This is a genomic window from Amycolatopsis sp. MEPSY49, assembly GCF_051337345.1.
Classification (GTDB): Bacteria; Actinomycetota; Actinomycetes; order Mycobacteriales; family Pseudonocardiaceae; genus Amycolatopsis.
In genome coordinates this window covers 15,034-32,980 of the sequence record NZ_JBDLYJ010000007.1, presented here as the reverse complement: position 1 = coordinate 32,980, position 17,947 = coordinate 15,034, and the positions used below count along the sequence as shown (strand labels likewise).

Here is a 17,947-nt window from a genome sequence, read left to right as displayed (position 1 = left end):
GCATGTACAAGATGCCGGGCGCGGGCGTCGGCGTGGCCGGTGGCGGGGTGGGCACCCTCGCCGCCACCGGTGCCGACGTCGGGTGGTGGCTGGCCGTCGGTGTGCTCCTGGTCCTGCTCGGGACCGTCGCGCTGATCGCCGTCCACCGCCGCAACCGCCGTCTCTCCCAGGCGCGGGAGTGAAAAGGGGGCCGCCGGCGTGTGCCCCTCGCACGCCGGCGGCCCCGCGGTCAGCTTTTTCCTGGACACTGGACTATGTGGAGAAGGGGCACCACGGGGTGGATGTGATGTTGCTGGCCGGGACGCGGCCGGAAGCGCTGAAGCTCGCGCCGCTGGCGCTGGCGCTGGAGGCGCACCCCGCGTTGCGGCCGATCCTGGTCCACAGCGGGCAGCACGCGGGCATGGTCGAGCAGGCGCTGACGCCGTTCGGCCTGGTCGTGGACGAATGGCTGGCCGTGCCGCCGCGCGTGACCGGCGGTCAGGCGGAGCTCGTCGCGGGCCTGCTGCCCGCGCTCGACGACGTCCTGCGCCGGCACGCGCCGGCCGCGCTCGTCGTCCAGGGCGACACCACGACGACGCTCGCGGGCGCGCTCGCCGCGTTCTGGCTGGGCATCCCGGTGGTGCACCTGGAAGCCGGGCTGCGCACGCACGACCTCACCGCGCCGTTCCCGGAGGAGGGCGCGCGGCAGATGGTGTCCCGGCTGGCGGCGCTGCACCTGGCGCCGACCCTCGGCGCGGCGGCCGAGCTGCGCGCGGAAGGCGTTGCGCGGCAACGAATCGCGGTGACGGGCAACACGGTGGTCGACGCGGTGCTGGAGATCGCGGCGCGCGACCTCCCGGCCCGCGACACGGCGCTGGCGTTGCTGGAGATGGAGATCGCGGAAGCGGCCGAGCGGCTGGTGCTCGTGACATCCCACCGGCGCGAGTCGTGGGGCGAGCCGCTGGAGCGAACGCTGGCGGCGGTGCAGCTGATCGTGGCCGAGCACCCGGACGTGCAGGTGCTGTTCCCGGCGCACCCGAACCCACAGGTCCGCACTCAGGTGGAGGCGGCGTTGGCCGGCCTGCCCCGGGTGACGATAACGGACCCGCTGGAGTACCCGGACCTGGTCCGCGCGCTGCGCCTGGCATCGCTGGTACTGACGGATTCCGGCGGCATCCAAGAGGAAGCACCAACCTTCGGGACGCCGGTGCTGGTCCTGCGGGACGTCACCGAGCGGATGGAGGTCGTCGAGGCAGGGTGCGCATGGCTGGTGGGCACGGAGACATCCCGCATCGCGGACACGGCAGCGCGCTTGTTGAGCGGCGAGCTGCGACCGGCACAGGTCGGAAACCCTTACGGCGAGGGAAATGCGGCGGCCCTGGCGGTCGCGGCGATCGAGGAGCTGCTGGGCGTGGGCGCCCCGGCGCACAAGCACGCAGCGGCTTCCTGACGGACGAACACGCACCCCAGCAATACGGAACCCAGACCCCCCGCAACCCCGATCCGAAGCCAGAACACGGCCGGCGGTGCCGGGTCAAGGCATCTTTCCCGCCTTGACGCGGTGCCGCCGGCCGTAGTCACAATGGGCGAGCGGGGTGGCGATCAGCCAGCCCTGACCGAAACGACATGAATGACTCATTCCTGTCGTCTGGTGACATGAATGAGTCATTCACGTCACCAGACGACAGGGCTCCGGCAAAGTCGTGGCCGCGCGGTCTGCCCGGCGTCGCGGCGATGTCATGAAAGGGTCGTTCACGTCGTCTGACGAGGTGAACGACCCGTTCATGACGTGCGGGCGACCGGATCGGCCGCGCTGACCTGACTTTGCCGAGACCCTGTCACCAGACGACATGAAAGAGTCGTTCATGTCATTTGGGCGGGGTGGAACTAGAGGGAGACCACGTTCACCGGGAGAGCCGGGTTAGCACTGAAGTCCAGCGGAGCAGTAGGCCGCTTGGCCGCAACCACATGCGCCCCCAAGGCCGCAATCATCGCACCGTTGTCCGTGCACAGCCGAGGCCGCGGCACCCGCAGCTCGATCCCCGCCGCCGCACACCGCTCCGCGGCCAGCGAAGACAACCGCGAGTTCGCCGCCACCCCACCGGAAATCACAATGGTGCCGATCCCTTGCTCCTTGGCCGCACGAACCGCCTTCATCGTCAGCACATCCGCAACTGCCTCCTGGAACGACGCCGCGACATCGTCCACCGGAATCTCCTCACCACGCCGCGAAGCGCCTTCGACCCACCGCGCAACCGCAGTCTTCAACCCGGAGAACGAAAAGTCGTTCTTGGCATCACGCGGCCCCGTCATACCACGCGGGAACGCGATAGCCGCCGGATCGCCGTTCTTCGCGGCCTTGTCGATCGGCGGCCCACCCGGGTACGGCAGGCCGAGCACGCGCGCGACCTTGTCGTACGCCTCGCCCGCCGCATCGTCCACAGTGGACCCCAACTCGGTGATCTCCGACGCGATGTCGTCGACGCGCAGCAGCTGCGTGTGCCCACCGGACACCAGCAGCGCCAAGCACGGCGTGGGCAGCGGCCCGTGCTGCAACGTGTCCACCGCGATGTGCCCGGCCAGGTGGTTGACGCCGTACAACGGCACGTCGAGCGCCGTCGCGTACGCCTTCGCCGCCGAGACGCCGACGAGCAGCGCCCCCGCCAGGCCCGGCCCGGCCGTCACCGCGATAGCGTCCACATCGGACAGTGAAAGGCCGGCTTTCTCGAACGCGCGCGAAGTCGTCGGAACCATCGCTTCCAAGTGCGCGCGGCTCGCCACCTCGGGCACGACGCCGCCGAAGCGGGCGTGCTGCTCGACGCTGGAGGCGACCTCGTCGGCGAGCAGCTCGACCGTGCCGTCGTCGTGCAGGCGGACCAGGCCGACGCCGGTCTCGTCGCACGAGCTCTCGATGCCCATGATGATGCGTGACATCAGCCCGCCACCTCGTCTCGCGTCCGCGCGGGGCGGACCATCGTGTACGCGTCGGCGCCGGAGGGCTGGTAGTAGCGCTTCCGGATGCCGAGCCGTTCGAAGCCGTGGCTCTCGTACAGCGCGAGAGCCGTCTCGTTGTCCGTGCGGACCTCGAGGAACACCGGCGCCTCGAACTCGTCGGCCCGCTCCAGCAGCGCCCGCAGCAGTGCCTTGCCGATGCCCCGGCCCTGGTACTCGGGCGCGACGCCGATGGTGTGCACGGTCGCCTCGTACTCGCCGCGGCGCCGCCCGACCACGGCCAGGCCGGCGTAGCCCAGCAGCTCGTCGCCCTCGTCCGGGCGCGCGGCCAGGTAGAAGTTGCCCGCGTCCAGCTCGGAGTGGAAGGCGCGCGAGCTCCACGGGTCGTCGCCGGGGAACAGGATCTGCTCGATCTCGACGCACCGGGCGATGTCCCGTCGGCGCAGCGGCTCGAGTCTCACGGCGTGGTCACCCGTTTCGGCGCCGCGGGCTCGGCGGCGTCGGGACGGCGCAGGTACAGGGGCGTCAGCGGCGCCGGCGTTTCCTTCGCGAGCAACGCGGCGCGGGCGGCCTTCACCAGCCCGGCGGGCGACGGGAAGCGCGGCTCGATCGGCCGGACGTCGAGCGCGTCGGCGTACAGCAGGGCGCCGTCGCCGGCCGCGACCTCGACGTCGGTCTCGAGGTCGGCCGGGCGCTGGACGTGCGGGCCGTCGGTGCGGGCGCCGGCGGCGTCGTAGGCCGCCCAGTAGACCTCGCGGCGGCGCGCGTCGGTGAGGACGAGGAAAGCGCTGCCGCCCGGGGCGACGTCGGCGGCGAGCGCGTCGAGGCTGCAGACCGGGTACACCGGCAGGCCGAGCGCGTGCCCGAAGGCGGCGGCGGTGGCCATCCCGGCGCGCAGGCCGGTGAACGGACCGGGGCCGACGCCGACGACGATCGCGTCGAGGTCCTTGAGGGCGACCCCGGCTTCTTCGGCGGCGGCCAGCGCGTGCGGCGTGATCAGTTCGCCGTGGGCGCGGGGGTCGACCGTGACGCGGTCTCCGCGCGTCTCGACCCCGCTGTCGTCCACCGCGACGACACCCGCGGTCACCGCCGGGGTCGAGGTATCGATCGCCAGTACCAACACGGTGAGCAAGCGTACGACCAGGGTCTTCGACACCTCGCTGCAGGGGATCGAACCGCACGGTAACGTGCGGATGGAGTCCGACTCTGGGAGGTCCCCGCGGTGCCCGCCCCGTTGTTCCCCACCCTCGCCGACGGATCCGCCGAAGAAGCCCTCCGCTTCGGCGACCACGTCCTCACCTACGCCGACCTCGCCGCCGTCGCCGGCAGCCTCGCCGCCGAGCTGCCCCGCGGCCGCGTCGCGGTCTGGGCGACCCCGACCATCCACACCAGCGTCGCCGTCGTCGCCGCGCTGCTCGCCGGCGTCCCGGCCGTGCCGCTCAACCCGAAGATCGGCGAACGCGAGCTCGCGCACATCCTCGCCGACAGCGAGCCCCAGCTGGTGCTCGCCGAACCCGGCGTCGAGCTGCCCGCGGGCCTGGCCGGCCTGCCGCGGCGGGACATCCCGCTCGTCGGCGAGCAGACGCCGCTCGCCGACGAACCGGACCCCGAGACGCCTGCGCTGATCGTCTACACGTCCGGGACCACCGGGCCGCCGAAGGGCGTCGTCCTCCCCCGCCGTGCGCTCGCGACCACGCTCGACGCGCTCGAAGACGCCTGGGAGTGGACCGCGAACGACGTCCTCGTGCACGCGCTTCCCCTGTTCCACGTGCACGGCCTGATCCTCGGCATCCTCGGCCCGCTGCGCCGCGGCGGCTCGGTCCGCCACCTCGGCCGGTTCTCCACCGCGGGCGTCGCGCGCGAACTCGCGAACGGCGCGACCATGCTGTTCGGCGTCCCTACTATGTACCACCGGATCGCCGGCGAAGTCGGCACGGACACCGCGCTGGCGGACGCGCTCAAGACCGCGCGGCTGCTGGTTTCAGGGTCCGCCGCGCTGCCGGTGCACGACCACCAGCGGATCACCGCGGCGACCGGCCAGCAGGTCGTCGAGCGGTACGGCATGACCGAGACGCTGATGAACACGAGCGTCCGAGCCGACGGCGAGCGCAAGCCCGGCACGGTCGGCGTCCCGCTGCGGGGTGTCGAACTGCGGCTGGTCGGCGAGGCCGGCGAGGTGATCGAGGACGTCGAGACCGTCGGCGAGATCCAGGTGCGCGGGCCGAACCTGTTCACCGAATACCTCAACCGCCCGGACGCGACCGCGGCGGCGTTCGACGGCGGCTGGTTCCGCACCGGCGACATGGCCACGCGCGACGCCGACGGCTACGTGAAGATCGTCGGGCGCAAGGCGACCGACCTGATCAAGAGCGGTGGCTACAAGATCGGCGCGGGCGAGATCGAGAACGCGCTGCTCGAACACCCCGGCGTCGCCGAAGCCGCCGTCACCGGCGAGCCGGACGACGACCTCGGTGAGCGGATCGTCGCGTGGATCGTGCCGTCGGGAGAACCGCCGTCGTCCGGCGAACTCGCCGACCACGTCGCGAAGCTGCTCGCGCCGCACAAGCGCCCGCGGGTCGTCCGCTACCTGGACGCGTTGCCGCGCAACGACATGGGCAAGGTCATGAAGCGGGCGCTCGGTGCCTAGGCAGCCGGCGCGCGAGATCGTCGGCGCGATCGCGAACGGGTTCACGGAGTTCCCCACGCCGTTGCGGGACGAGCCGGCCGACGGGCCGATCCACTGGCCCGGTTACCGCTCCGCGCGGGCGGCCGCGGAGGAGCGCACCGGTGAGAAGGAGTCGGTCGTCTGCGGGACGGCGAAGATCGGCGACGTCGAGGCCGTGCTGATCGCGTTCGAGTTCGGGTTCCTCGGCGGGTCCCTCGGACAGCGCACCGGCGACCGGATCGAGGCGGCCTTCGCACACGCGCGCGACGCGCGGCTCCCGGTGGTCTCGCTGATTTCGACCGGCGGTAGCCGGATGCAGCAGGGCATGCGCGCGCTGATGCAGCTCCAGCGGGTGGCGCGGGCAGCGGCGTTGACGCGGTCGATGGGCATTCCGCAGATTTCGGTGCTGCGCGACCCGACGACGGGCGGCGGCTGGGCGACGCTCGGCGCGGGCGCGGACGTCATCCTCGCGCTGCCGGACGCGCAGGTCGGCTTCGCGGGCTCGCGGGTGCGTCCGGCCGGCTCGCCGGAGGCGTACACCGCCGAAGCCAAGCTCGAGTGGGGCCAGGTCGACGCGATCGTTTCGCCGGACGAACTCGGCGTGACGCTGGAGCGGTGGCTGCGGCTGCTGACGGCGCGCTCGACGGCGGCGGCGCCCCCGCCCACCGCGCTTCGGCCGGCTTCGCTGCCTTCGACGGGCTGGGAAGCCGTGCAGGCCGCGCGGTCTCCCCGGCGGCCGCGGGCGGTCGAGTACCTGGACGCGTACTTCGACTGGCGTGAAGACGTCAGCGGCGACCGGGCCGGCGGCGTCGATCCGGGGGTGGCGTGCGGCTTCGGCTGGCGCGACGGCCGGACGATCGCGTACGCGGCCCAGTGCGGCACGCCGACGTCGCCCGCGGGCTTCCGCACGGCGGCGCGGCTGGTGCAACTGGCGTCCCGCCTGGGGATCCCGGTGCTGACGCTGGTCGACACCCCGGGCGCGGCGAACGACGCGGCGGCCGAGCAGGCGGGCGCGGGCGGCGCGATCGCGGCGATGTTCGAAGCGGTCGCGACGGCGTCGATCCCGGTGACGACCTTGGTGATCGGCGAGGGCGGCTCAGGTGGAGCGTTGGCGTTCGCGGCGCTGGGTTCGACGTGGGTGGCACCGGACGCGTACTTCTCGGTGACGTCCCCGGAGGCCGCGGCGGCGATCCTCAAGCGGCCGGCTTCGGAGGTCCCGGACATCGCCAACCAACTGCACCTGCGGCCCCAGGACCTGGTGGACCTGGGGGTGGCCCGCGCGGTCGTGAGTGCGAAACAGGGTTAGAACACTGTTTCTCATCCACGACGTTTTGGTGGCTCCATCCATGGTTGGATCTTGCGATGGGGTATCGACTCAACAGGCGAGCGGCGTTCGGGTTGGGAACCGCTGTCGTCGCCGGCAGCGTTCTGACCGGCACTCCCGCGTTCGCGCAGGAAGCAGACATCGAGGCCAGCCCGGCCACACCGGACCGGGCCAGGCAGAAGGTGAAGCGCGTCTACGACGACGCGGCCGCTGAGGCGGGCGGCATCTGGAACTCCTACATCAGCGTGGCCGACCAGGTGGCCGTCGACGTGGCGTCCGACGAGGTCGTCGAGGCGTACAGCGTCAACAAGGTGGCCGTCGCGGTCACCTTGATGGACAAGATCGACCGTGGCCTGCTCACGCTGGACCAGCAGGTCCAGGTGCCGGAAAGCATCGTCGTGCCGGGTGGTGACGGCATCATCATCCTGGACAAGGCGTACCCGAGCGCGTTCACGCTGGGCCACGTCCTGTCGCTGTTCCTCACGGTTTCGGACGACACGTGCGTCCGGCTGGTGGGGCTCGTGGTCCCGGCGGCCGAGATCAACCAGATCCTGGTGAGCAAGGGCTTCCCCAAGACCCAGGTCACGCCGGTGGCCAACCCGAACCGCTACTTCCTCGGCCAGACCACTCCGCGCGAGACCCACGACCTGCTGAAGGCGCTGGTCGCGGGCACCTTGCTGAGCCCGGCGTCGACGGAGTACCTGCTGTCCATCCTGCGGTCGCAGGTGGCGTTCACCGACGGCATCCGCCGTGAGATGTCGTCCGCCGACCGGGCGAGGATCGCCACGAAGGCGGGCTGGCTGAACGACGGCCGCAACGAGGCGGGGATCATGTTCGACGCCGCGGGCAAGCCGGTGGTGATCTACTCGATGTTCGCGCACGGCCAGGCGAACCCGGAGGACTTCGGGGCCACGCACCCGGTCCGGCAGGCCACCGCGAAGATGGGGCCGAAGTTCCTGCGCGCGGTCGACAAGATCGCGGGCGCCGGCACCAGGGCGTTCCGGGCACCGGCCTACCAGCAGTACAACGGCGGCTGAGCGGCCGACGGGAATCCCGGCGCTGGTGCGGACTTACGCCCGCACCAGCTCCGGGACGCGGTCGGCCCAGGTGCCGTGCGGTTCCAGGGTCACCTCGCGGACGTCGTCCTCGCGGCGGTCCAGGCGAACCACCAGGTAGTCCTCCGACAGCCGCTCGGCCGAACCCTCACCCCACTCGACCACGATCGCCGAGCGCTCGAGGTCCGTGTCCAGGTCCAGGTCGTCCAGCTGGGACAGATCCCCGCCGAGCCGGTACGCGTCCACGTGCACCAGCGGCACCCCGGACGCCCCCGCCGGGTGGACGCGGGCCAGCACGAACGTCGGGGAACTGACCCGGCCGCCGACACCCAAGCCGTCCGCGATGCCGCGCGTCAGCGTCGTCTTGCCCGCGCCGAGCGGCCCGGCCAGCAGCACCAGGTCACCGGCGCGCAGCGCGCGGCCGAGCACGCGCCCGAAGTCCATGGTCTCTTCGGGCGTGGGAAAAACGAAACTCAACGCTGCCACCACCAGGTTCGCCGGGACGAGGATTCGCCGTCCGCACCGGAACAGCGTTGCAGGAGATCGATCAGATGGCTGTTCACCAGCTCGGGCTGCTCGAGCTGGACCATGTGGCCGGCGCCGCGGACGCGCACCAGCTCCGCGTCGGGTAGCTCGGCCGCGATCCGCTCGGCGTGCGAGAAGGGCGTGAACCGGTCCGAATCACCACCGATGACCAGCACTTCCGCGTGCTTCAGGCCGGCCAGCGCGGCGTAGCGGTTGTGGCTGCCGAGCGTGTCGACGAAGTTCACGAGCCCGCGCACCGGCGTCACTTCCAGCATTTCGAGCATGAAGTCGACGAGCCGGGGCGCGACGTCGCGGCTGCCGAACGCCAGCCGCCGCACGGCTTGGCGTGTCAGCTGCCCGCCCGCCGCGCGGACGAACTCGACCAGCCCCGGCTGCCAGCCCGCGAGCCCGCCGGCCGCGCGCGTCAGCGGGTTGTACTTCGAAAGCAGCGAACGCGGCAACCCGCGTGCGCCGACTTCGCCCGCCGCCGTCGCGATGAAGGCGACCCCGCAGACGCGGTCTTCGAACAGCTCGGGGAACTCCGCGGCCAGCTCCATGATGACCATGCCGCCCATCGAGTGCCCCATCAGCACGATGGGCCCCTCCGGCACCACCGACCGCAGCACGCAGTCGAGGTCCCGGGCCAGCTGCTCGATCGTCGAGTTCTCCGCGGACGCCGCGCCGGACAGGCCGTGGCCGCGGTGGTCGTAGTACACCTGACGCACGCGCGGCAGCGTCAACGAAGCGAGGTCACGGCGCTGGAAGTGCCAGCAGCGCCGCGAAAGCGCGAAGCCGTGCACCCCCACGACGGTCAGTTCCGGTTCGCCGCCGTCCTCCGGGTCGATCTCCTCGACCGAAAGCGGCGTACCGTCCTCGGCCGCGACCGTCGAGGCGCGGTCGGGCTTCAGCTCCCCCAGCGGCTCGTCCACGTACGGATCCTCACTGTGCCGCCGCTGCTGCGCGGCGACGATAGCGGCGGCGGCGGTCCCGGTGGCGACGGCCCCGACCCCGCCGGCGATGGCCAGCAGTCGTCGTGAAGGTGTCACGAGCGGTCCCCCAGATACCGGCGCCGCACGCGCGGGCGGTACATCGAAGTCACGATCTCGTAGTCGATGGTGCCCAGCTTGTCGGCCCATTCCCGGGCCGTCGGCTCGCCGTGCGTGCCTTGCCCGAACAGGACGACCTCGTCGCCGGCGGCGGGTTCGTAGTCCCCGCAGTCGACGACCAGCTGGTCCATGCAGACGCGCCCGGCGACCGGCCGCCGCTGCCCGCCGAGCCAGACGTCCATCCGGCCGGACAGCGACCGCGGGACGCCGTCGGCGTAGCCGGCCGGGACCAGCGCGAGGTTCGTGTCGCGCGAGGCCGTCCAGGTGTGCCCGTAGGACACCGATTCGCCGGCTTCGACGCGCTTGACCAGCGCGACCGCGGACCGGAACGTCATGGCCGGGCGCAGGTCTTCGGGCTGCGGCACGGGGTTCAGCCCGTACATCGCGATGCCGGGCCGGACGACGTCGAAGTGCAGGTCCGGCCGGGTGAGCAGGGCCGCGGAGTTCGCGAGGTGCCGCTTCGGGTCGAGGCCGGCGGCGCGAGCGACGTCGTAGGCCTCGGCGAACCGCTTGGCCTGCAGATCCGTCGCCGGGTGGTCCGGCTCGTCCGCGCACGCGAGGTGGGACCAGATGGCGACGACTTCGACCCGCGGTTCGGCGGCCGCCGCTTCGACCAGCTCGGCCCAGGCGGCCGGCGGGCAGCCGTTGCGCGAGAGCCCGGTGTCGATTTTGAGGTGCACACGCGCCCGGGTACCCACCGGAGCGGCGGCGGCGATGCGGCGTAGCTCACCCAGGGAGCTGGCCGCCAGGTCGACGCCGGCTTCGATGCCGGGCGCGAAGTCGACGTCCGGGGTGTCCAGCCAGCTGAACAGCCGGGTCGTGATGCCGGCTTCGCGCAGGGCGAGGGCTTCGCCGAGCGAGCAGGTCCCGAGCCAGCTCGCCCCGGCCTCGACCGCGGCGCGCGCCACCGGCAGCGCGCCGTGGCCGTAGGCATCGGCCTTCACCACGGCCATCACTTCGGCGCCGGGCGCGCGGGCGCCCAGCAAGGTGAGGTTGTGGCGGATCGCGTCGAGATCGATGTCGACCTGGGCGCGGGGAAAACTGGGAGTCATGGCGACTCCCAGTTTCCCATGACCCGAGGTCAGGGCAGGCGCAGCCCGGACGTGGCCGAGAACACGTGCAGCTCGTCGGGGCGGATCCGCAGGTTGAGCGTGTCGCCCATGGCGGGCGGCGTGCGCGGGTCGACCCGGGCGACGACGTTCGACTTGTTGTCGGCCGCGTCGGTCTCGGCGAGCTTGCCGTAGACGTAGGCGTCCGAGCCGAGCTCCTCGACCAGGTCCACCTTGACCGGCAGGGTGCCATCACCGGTGGCGACCTCGAGGGCCTCCGGCCGGAAGCCGAGGGTCACGGTGTCGCCGTCGGCGGCGGCGATGGTCTCGCGGGTCAGCGGCACGCGCGCGCCACCGACCTCGGCGCCGTCGGCCGTCAGCTTCGCCGTGACGAGGTTCATGGCGGGCGAGCCGATGAACCCGGCGACGAAAGCGTTCGCGGGCCGGTCGTACAGGGCGCGCGGGGTGTCGCACTGCTGCAGCAGGCCGTCCGAGAGCACCGCGACGCGGTCACCCATCGTCATGGCCTCGACCTGGTCGTGCGTGACGTACACCGTCGTGACGCCGAGGCGGCGCTGCAGCGCGGCGATCTGCGTACGCGTCGAAACACGCAGCTTCGCGTCGAGGTTCGACAGCGGCTCGTCCATCAGGAAGACCTGCGGCTCGCGGACGATCGCGCGGCCCATCGCGACGCGCTGGCGCTGACCGCCGGAGAGCGCCTTCGGCTTGCGGTCGAGGTACTGCTCGATGTCCAGCAGCTTCGCGGCCTCGAGGACCTTCTGCTTGATCTCGGACGCGGGGCGGCCGGCGATCTTCAGCGCGAAGCCCATGTTCTGGGCGACCGTCATGTGCGGGTACAGCGCGTAGTTCTGGAACACCATCGCGATGTCGCGCGAGCGCGGCGGCAGCTGCGTGACGTCGCGGTCGCCGATCCAGACGGCGCCGTCGTCGATGTCCTCGAGGCCGGCGAGCATGCGCAGGCTGGTCGACTTGCCGCAGCCGGACGGGCCGACCAGCACCAGGAACTCGCCGTCGGCGATCTCCAGGTCCAGCGCGTCGACCGCGGGGCGCTCCGAACCCGGGTAGCGCCGGGTCGCCTTGTCGTAGGTGATGGAAGCCATCGGTCAGTCCTCTCCGAGATTCCGCCGGACCCCGTAAGCCGCTTCGCGGGCTTCGAGGTGGCGCTGCTGGATCCGGTGGCCCTCGGCGCGCTGCGCCTCGGTCGGCTCGTCCAGCTCGAGCGCTTTCTTGTTTTTCTGCCAGGACGGGGGTTCCGCACTGGAAGTCAGGGCCCACGCCGCCTGGCGCGCCGCCCCGATGGCGACGTACTCGGCGACTTCGGGCAGCTGCACGGGCACGCCGAACACCAGCGGCGCGACCGCGCGGACGGCGGCCGACTGCGCGCCGCCGCCGATCAGCAGCACGCGCCGGACGTCGAGACCGTGCGCGCGCACCGCGTCGAGCCCGGCGGCGAGGCCGCAGAGCATGCCTTCGACGGCGCTGCGCGCGAGGTTCTGCGGAGTCATGTTGTCCCTGGTCAGACCGCTCAGGGAGCCGGTCGCGCCGGGGAGGTTCGGGGTGCGCTCGCCGTCCAGGTAGGGCAGGAAGGCCAGGCCCCCGGAACCCGGTTCGGCGGTCAGGGCGAGCCGGTCGAACTCGCCCAGCGTCGCGCCGAGCATCGACGCCGTCGCGGTGAGGACGCGGGCGGCGTTGAGCGTGCAGGCGAGCGGCAGGAAGCGGCCGGTGGCGTCGGCGAACCCGGCGACCTCGCCGGACGCGTCGGCCGCGCCGGCCTCGGCGACGCCGAACACGGTGCCGCTGGTGCCGAGCGAGACGACGACGTCCCCGGCCCGCAGTTCGAGCCCGAGCGCGGCGGCCATGTTGTCGCCCGTGCCCGCCGAGACGAGCACACCGTCCGGGGTGTGGCCGGCGGCGTCGGCCGGGCCGAGCACGGTGGGCAGCTCCGGTGTCCGGCCGCCGAAGGCGTGGCTCAGGACGTCGAGGCGGTAGGCGTTGTCGGACGGCGAGAAGTAGCCGGTGCCGGACGCGTCACCGCGGTCGGTGACCGGGTCGCCGCCGGTGAGCTTCCAGGTCAGCCAGTCGTGCGGGAGCAGCACGCGGGCGACGCGGTCGGCGAGCTCGGGCTCGTTGTCGGCCAGCCAGCGCAGCTTCGTCACGGTGAAGCTGGCGACCGGCACCGAGCCGACGGACTTCGCCCAGACCGACGGCCCGCCGAGCTCGTCGACGAGGTCGAGGGCCGAGCGCGCGGACCGGGTGTCGTTCCACAGCAGCGCGGGCCGGACGACCTCGCCGGCTTCGTCGAGGGTCACCATGCCGTGCTGCTGACCGCCGACGCCGATGGCCTTGACGTCGTCGAGCAGGCCCCGGGTGGCCTCTTGGAAGGCGTCCCACCAAGCGGCGGGGTCGACCTCGGTGCCCTCGGGATGCGGCGCGCGGCCGGTACGGACGATTTCGCCGGTTTCGGCGTCGCACACGACGACCTTGGTCGACTGCGTGGACGAGTCGATGCCGGCGACCAGTTCAGCTGTCATAGGGCTGCCCCTCTGCGACGTGTTCGACGATCTCGATCGCGGTGCCCGCGTTGAGCGCGGCCTCGATCTCCTCGGTGGGCGTGGCTTCGCCGGTGATCAGCAGGTCGTAGTCGCCGACGTCACCGTGCGCGTAGGTGGCGGTCCGGCCGAACTTCGAGTGGTCGACGACGAGGACGTTCTGGTTGGCGACTTTGAGGGCCGCCTTCTTGAGTTCGGCGTAGTCGCGGTCGGGGTGGAAGAGCCGCCCGACGGCGACGGCCGTCACCGAGACGAACGAGACGTCGGCGCGGATCGAGTCCAGCAGGTTGAGGACTTCGGGGCCGGCGCAGGAGTCGTACTCGGGCGAGTACCGGCCGCCGGCGAGCACGACGTCGTTGTTCGGGCCCAGCAGGCGCGCGGCGTGCAGCGAGTTCGTGACGACGGTGAGGGCGTCGATCTCGGCCAGGCGCTTGACCAACGGGAGGAGGGTCGTGGAGTCGTCGACGAAGACGGTCTGCCCGGGCTGGACGTGCTTCGCGGCGGCCTCGCCGAGAGCGTCCTTCTCGTCGTGGTGGAGGGTGTCGCGGAAGCGGGCGGCGGTCTCGATGGTGAGCGCGGGGTAGGCCTCGACCTTGCCGCGCAGCTTGCGCAGGAGGCGACGCTCGGCGAGGTCGTCGAGGTCGCGGTGCATGGTCATGAGGCTGACCTTGAACCGGCTGGTCAGGTCGTCGATGCGGGCTTCGCCGTGCTCGATGACGTGGTCGAGGATGTCCTGCCGCCGCTGTTCGACGACGGCGTCGGACGGCCGGGTCTTCCGGTCTCCGGGTGCTGTGCCGCCGCTCACACGGCATTCTTACCAGATTTATCGCCCAGAGTTAACAGAAAACTCGATATCTCTTCTCGCAACCAGCCAACACTTTCACCCGAAAGTGGACCCGGAGCGGGAACTCCGGATCACTTTCGTAGAGAAAGTGACGTTCAGGGCGTGAGGGAGCGGATCGAGCGGAGGGCCTCTGGGATCGCGTGGACCAGGGCCGAGGCCGAGGTCGGGGCGTTCTGGGCCGCGATCGCGCCCGCCAGGGAGTGGACGTGCGCCGCGGCCGCCGCGGCCAGCCAGGGGTCCAGGCCCGCGGCCAGGAGGGAGCCGACCAGGCCTGAGAGCACGTCGCCTGAGCCCGCCGTCGCCAGCCAGGCGCCGTGCGGCTTGTTCAGCGCGACGCGGCCGTCCGGGGCCGCGATCACCGTGACGTGCCCCTTCAGCAGCACCACCGCGTCGTACTTCTTCGCCGCTTCGCGCGCCGCCGTCACGCGGTCCGCGCCCGGCTTGCGGCCCATCAGCCGCTCGTACTCGCCCGCGTGCGGGGTCAGGACCAGCGGCGTGTCCGGGTCACGCGCGTCCAGGACCTCCGGGGACTTCGCGATGATCGTCGTCGCGTCGGCGTCCGCGCACACCGGGACGCCCTGACCCAGCACGTGCCGCAGGACGTCGCGGCCCTCCGAACCCGTGCCGATGCCCGGGCCGACCGCCCACGCCTGGACGCGGCCCGCGTCCGCGACCGTGCCCGTCGCGATGATCTCCGGCCACTGCGCCCGGACGACGTCGGCCGCGTGGCCGGCGTAGCGGACCATGCCCGCCGTCGCGCGGACGGCCGAGCCCGCCGCCAGCACCGCCGCGCCCGGGTACGTCGCCGAGCCCGCCGCGATGCCGACCACGCCCTGGCTGTACTTGTCGTCCTCCGGTCCGGGGATCGGCCACGCCGCGGCGACGTCCACGATGTCGAGCCGGCGCAGGTCCGGGTCCGCCAGCTCGAGGCCGATGTCGACCAGGACGACTTCGCCGCAGTGGGCGGGCGCGAGCGCGTGCACCGGCTTCAGCGCGCCGAAGGTGACGGTCTTGGCCGCCCGCACCGCGGGGCCGTCGACCGCGCCGGTGTCCGGGTCGACGCCGCTCGGCAGGTCCACCGCGACGATCGGTGCCTCGACCAGCTCGACGAGCCGGGCGGCGTCCGGGCGCAGGGCGCCTTTGCCGGAGATCCCGACGATGCCGTCGACCACGACGTCCGCGCGTTCGATCCACTGTGGACCGTCCTCGGCGGACACGACCCGGCCGCCCGCTCGCTTCAGGGCCTTCAGGCCCGCGGGGTGCGCCTTCTCGGGCTTGAGCAGGATCGCCGTGACGGCCACTCCGCGGCGGCGCAGGAACGCCCCGGCCCACAGGGCGTCGCCACCGTTGTCGCCGGAGCCGACCAGCAGCACGACCCGGTGGCCGGAGACGCCACCAGTGTGGTCTTCGAGCAAGTCCGCGATGTGCACCGCGAGCCCGAACGACGCCCGCCGCATCAGCTCGCCTTCCGGCGTGACGGCGAACGCCCTGGCCTCCGCCTCGCGAATCCGTTCCGTGGTCCAGATTCCCTGCACGGCGAAGGCCTCCCGCTACTCGACAGTCACGGACTTCGCCAGGTTACGCGGCTTGTCGACGTCGTACCCGCGGGCGCGGGCGATCTCCGCGGCGAGGACCTGCAGCGGCACCGTGGAGACCAGCGGCTGCAGCAGCGTCGGCACCGCGGGGACCTCGATGAGCTCGTCGGCGAACGGCCGGACCGTCTCGTCGCCCTCTTCGGCGATCACGATCGTGCGGGCGCCGCGCGCCTGGATCTCGCTGATGTTCGACACCAGCTTCGAGTGCAGCACCGCGCGCCCCTTGGGCGACGGCATCACGACGACGACCGGCAGGCCGTCTTCGATCAGCGCGATCGGGCCGTGCTTGAGCTCGCCGGCCGCGAAGCCCTCGGCGTGCATGTACGCGAGTTCCTTGAGCTTCAGCGCGCCTTCGAGGGCGACCGGGAAGCCGACGTGGCGGCCGAGGAAGAGGACGGCCTTCGAGTCCGCGATCCGGCGGCCGAGGTCGCGCACCTGATCCACTGTGGACAGTACCTTTTGGACGGCCGCGGGCATGGCCTCGAGCTCGGCGAACTCGCGGGCGACCTCGTCCGGATACTTCGTGCCGCGGGCCTGCGCCAGCGCCAGGCCGACCAGGTAGTTGGCCGCGATCTGGGCGAGGAACGCCTTGGTCGACGCGACGCCGATCTCGGGGCCGGCGTGGGTGTAGAGGACGGCGTCGGACTCACGCGGGATCTGCGCGCCGTTGGTGTTGCAGACGGCCAGGACGCGCGCTTTCTGCTCCCGTGCGTGCCGGACGGCTTCGAGCGTGTCCGCCGTCTCGCCGGACTGGCTCACGGCGACGACGAGCGTGTCGCGGTCGAGGACCGGATCGCGGTAGCGGAACTCGCTCGCCAACTCGACCTCGACGGGCAACCGCGTCCAGTGCTCGATGGCGTACTTGGCGACCAGGCCGGAGTGGTAGGCCGACCCGCAGGCGACGACGAACACCTTGTCGACGTCGCGCAGGTCTTGGTCGGAGATGCGCTGCTCGTCGAGGATGATCCGGCCGGACTCGAAGTGGCCGCGCAGCGTGTTGGCCAGCGCCTCCGGCTGCTCCTCGATCTCCTTGAGCATGAAGTACTCGTGGCCGCCCTTTTCGGCGGCGGAGAGGTCCCAGTCGACGGTGAACGGCTTGGCCTGGGCGGCGTCGCCGTGGAAGTCGGTGACCTCGTAGCCCTCGCGCGTGATGACGACGAGCTGGTCCTGGCCCAGTTCGACGGCCTCGCGGGTGTGCTCGATGAAGGCGGCGACGTCCGAGGCGACGAAGTGCTCGCCCTCCCCGACCCCGACGACCAGCGGCGACGACCGCCGCGCGGCGACGATGGTGTCCGGCTGGTCGGCGTGCGTCACGACGAGGGTGAAGGCGCCTTCGAGCCGCCGGCAGACGGCGGCGACGCTGGCGGCGAGGTCGCCCTTGGAGTCGCCTTCGGTGTAGGCGCGAGCGACGAGGTGGGCGGCGGTCTCGCTGTCGGTGTCACTGGCCATCTCGACGCCGTCGGCTTCCAGCTCGGCGCGGAGGGTGGCGAAGTTTTCGATGATGCCGTTGTGCACGACGGCGACGCGCTGCGAGGCGTCCCGGTGCGGGTGCGAGTTGCGGTCGATCGGCGCGCCGTGGGTGGCCCAGCGGGTGTGGCCCATGCCGGCGGTGCCGGTGAAGCGGTCCCGGCCGACCTCGTCGAGCTCGGCTTCCAGGTTGGCGAGGCGGCCAGCCTTGCGCTCGACGGTCAGTTCGCCACCGTCCAGCACGGCGATCCCGGCCGAGTCGTAACCGCGGTACTCCATGCGCCGGAGCCCGCCGAGGACGACGTCCAGAGCCGGGCGGTGCCCGACATATCCCACGATTCCACACACGGGGACCAGCCTAACGAGGGATGTTCGGCGGGTTGACGGGGTCCGGAAAGCGGGTTTGACCTGCGTCAACGGCGGTGGACATGGTTCGGACCAATGCCGTGTCACCCACACGTGGGCGTTCGTGGCGCGGTCGTTGTCCCGCCACCCCGGCGCCCGATTGTGACTACGGATCGGGGTGGTGGGAGGGGGCTGGGTGGAGTGCTGGTTCCGCTCTCCGGCTACCGGGTTCGGGACTCAGTGCCCCCGGGGCGGGCGGCGGTGACCGGCCGGAACGTCATGAACGGGTCGTTCAGCGCGCCCGATGACATGAACGGGTCGTTCACCGCGTCGGCAGCCCGGCCCGGCACGACGTGAGCCGACCCGGGCGGAACGTCATGAAAGGGTCGTTCATGGCGTCCGGCGACCTGAACGAGTCGTTCATGACCTCGCCGGCCGGGCCGCCGCGGCGCGCCGGGCGGCGGGCGCGCC

Annotated in this window: 16 protein-coding genes; 5 read left to right on the top strand and 11 right to left on the bottom strand. The window is 72.0% G+C overall.

Features of this window, described 5'->3' with window-relative positions:
• The first annotated feature begins 2 nt into the window (after positions 1 to 2).
• Positions 3 to 182, top strand: a complete 180-nt coding sequence (locus tag ABFJ78_RS28885) for an LPXTG cell wall anchor domain-containing protein (RefSeq protein WP_086672860.1) — start codon at positions 3 to 5, stop codon at positions 180 to 182.
• Between the two features lie 95 nt (positions 183 to 277).
• Positions 278 to 1,429, top strand: coding sequence for a non-hydrolyzing UDP-N-acetylglucosamine 2-epimerase (gene wecB / locus ABFJ78_RS28880; RefSeq protein ID WP_436389736.1), 1,152 nt, complete (start codon positions 278 to 280; stop codon positions 1,427 to 1,429).
• A 437-nt stretch (positions 1,430 to 1,866) separates the two neighbouring features.
• Here wecB and tsaD read toward each other — a convergent pair whose 3' ends face one another.
• Genes tsaD through tsaB form a run of 3 tightly spaced genes read right to left on the bottom strand, consistent with a single transcriptional unit; the run spans position 1,867 to position 4,054 of the window.
• Positions 1,867 to 2,913 carry a tRNA (adenosine(37)-N6)-threonylcarbamoyltransferase complex transferase subunit TsaD gene (tsaD, locus tag ABFJ78_RS28875; RefSeq protein ID WP_436389735.1) on the bottom strand — a complete coding sequence of 349 codons (1,047 nt, stop codon included), beginning with the start codon at positions 2,911 to 2,913 and terminating at the stop codon, positions 1,867 to 1,869.
• A complete protein-coding gene (gene rimI / locus ABFJ78_RS28870; protein WP_436389734.1) occupies positions 2,913 to 3,392 on the bottom strand; it encodes a ribosomal protein S18-alanine N-acetyltransferase in 480 nt (159 codons plus the stop codon). The genes tsaD and rimI overlap by 1 nt, the downstream gene beginning before the upstream one ends.
• Entirely contained in the window at positions 3,389 to 4,054 is a 666-nt protein-coding gene (gene tsaB, locus ABFJ78_RS28865; RefSeq protein ID WP_436389733.1) for a tRNA (adenosine(37)-N6)-threonylcarbamoyltransferase complex dimerization subunit type 1 TsaB, read from the bottom strand. The genes rimI and tsaB overlap by 4 nt, the downstream gene beginning before the upstream one ends.
• Before the next feature lie 99 nt (positions 4,055 to 4,153).
• Here tsaB and ABFJ78_RS28860 point away from each other — a divergent pair, with 99 nt between their 5' ends.
• From ABFJ78_RS28860 to ABFJ78_RS28850, 3 genes are all read left to right on the top strand, one after another.
• Entirely contained in the window at positions 4,154 to 5,578 is a 1,425-nt protein-coding gene (locus tag ABFJ78_RS28860; RefSeq protein ID WP_436389732.1) for an acyl-CoA synthetase, read from the top strand.
• Positions 5,571 to 6,902, top strand: coding sequence for a carboxyl transferase domain-containing protein (locus tag ABFJ78_RS28855; RefSeq protein WP_436389731.1), 1,332 nt, complete (start codon positions 5,571 to 5,573; stop codon positions 6,900 to 6,902). Before ABFJ78_RS28860 ends, ABFJ78_RS28855 begins: the two co-directional genes overlap by 8 nt.
• Before the next feature lie 92 nt (positions 6,903 to 6,994).
• Complete coding sequence (locus ABFJ78_RS28850; protein ID WP_436390149.1) at positions 6,995 to 7,957, top strand: serine hydrolase; 963 nt, start codon at positions 6,995 to 6,997, stop codon at positions 7,955 to 7,957.
• Between the two features lie 33 nt (positions 7,958 to 7,990).
• On the opposite strand, the gene tsaE is transcribed toward ABFJ78_RS28850, so the two are convergent.
• From tsaE to glmS, 8 genes are all read right to left on the bottom strand, one after another.
• Positions 7,991 to 8,452 carry a tRNA (adenosine(37)-N6)-threonylcarbamoyltransferase complex ATPase subunit type 1 TsaE gene (tsaE, locus tag ABFJ78_RS28845; RefSeq protein WP_436389730.1) on the bottom strand — a complete coding sequence of 154 codons (462 nt, stop codon included), beginning with the start codon at positions 8,450 to 8,452 and terminating at the stop codon, positions 7,991 to 7,993.
• Positions 8,449 to 9,546, bottom strand: a complete 1,098-nt coding sequence (locus ABFJ78_RS28840) for an alpha/beta fold hydrolase (protein ID WP_436389729.1) — start codon at positions 9,544 to 9,546, stop codon at positions 8,449 to 8,451. Before ABFJ78_RS28840 ends, tsaE begins: the two co-directional genes overlap by 4 nt.
• Complete coding sequence (alr, locus tag ABFJ78_RS28835) at positions 9,543 to 10,658, bottom strand: alanine racemase (RefSeq protein WP_436389728.1); 1,116 nt, start codon at positions 10,656 to 10,658, stop codon at positions 9,543 to 9,545. The genes ABFJ78_RS28840 and alr overlap by 4 nt, the downstream gene beginning before the upstream one ends.
• Positions 10,659 to 10,687: 29 nt before the next feature.
• On the bottom strand, positions 10,688 to 11,776 hold the full coding sequence (locus tag ABFJ78_RS28830; protein WP_372672320.1) for an ABC transporter ATP-binding protein: 1,089 nt from the start codon (positions 11,774 to 11,776) through the stop codon (positions 10,688 to 10,690).
• Positions 11,777 to 11,779: 3 nt separating this feature from the next.
• Positions 11,780 to 13,207 carry a xylulokinase gene (gene xylB / locus ABFJ78_RS28825; RefSeq protein WP_436389727.1) on the bottom strand — a complete coding sequence of 476 codons (1,428 nt, stop codon included), beginning with the start codon at positions 13,205 to 13,207 and terminating at the stop codon, positions 11,780 to 11,782.
• Positions 13,197 to 14,030 (bottom strand): DeoR/GlpR family DNA-binding transcription regulator, encoded by an 834-nt coding sequence (locus ABFJ78_RS28820; RefSeq protein WP_436389726.1) that lies wholly within the window; start codon positions 14,028 to 14,030, stop codon positions 13,197 to 13,199. The genes xylB and ABFJ78_RS28820 overlap by 11 nt, the downstream gene beginning before the upstream one ends.
• A gap of 134 nt (positions 14,031 to 14,164) precedes the next feature.
• Positions 14,165 to 15,604, bottom strand: a complete 1,440-nt coding sequence (locus ABFJ78_RS28815) for an NAD(P)H-hydrate dehydratase (RefSeq protein WP_436389725.1) — start codon at positions 15,602 to 15,604, stop codon at positions 14,165 to 14,167.
• Positions 15,605 to 15,619: 15 nt separating this feature from the next.
• The gene (glmS, locus tag ABFJ78_RS28810; protein ID WP_436389724.1) at positions 15,620 to 17,479 is read right to left on the bottom strand and encodes a glutamine--fructose-6-phosphate transaminase (isomerizing); all 1,860 of its coding nucleotides are present in this window, start codon (positions 17,477 to 17,479) and stop codon (positions 15,620 to 15,622) included.
• Positions 17,480 to 17,947: the final 468 nt, after the last annotated feature.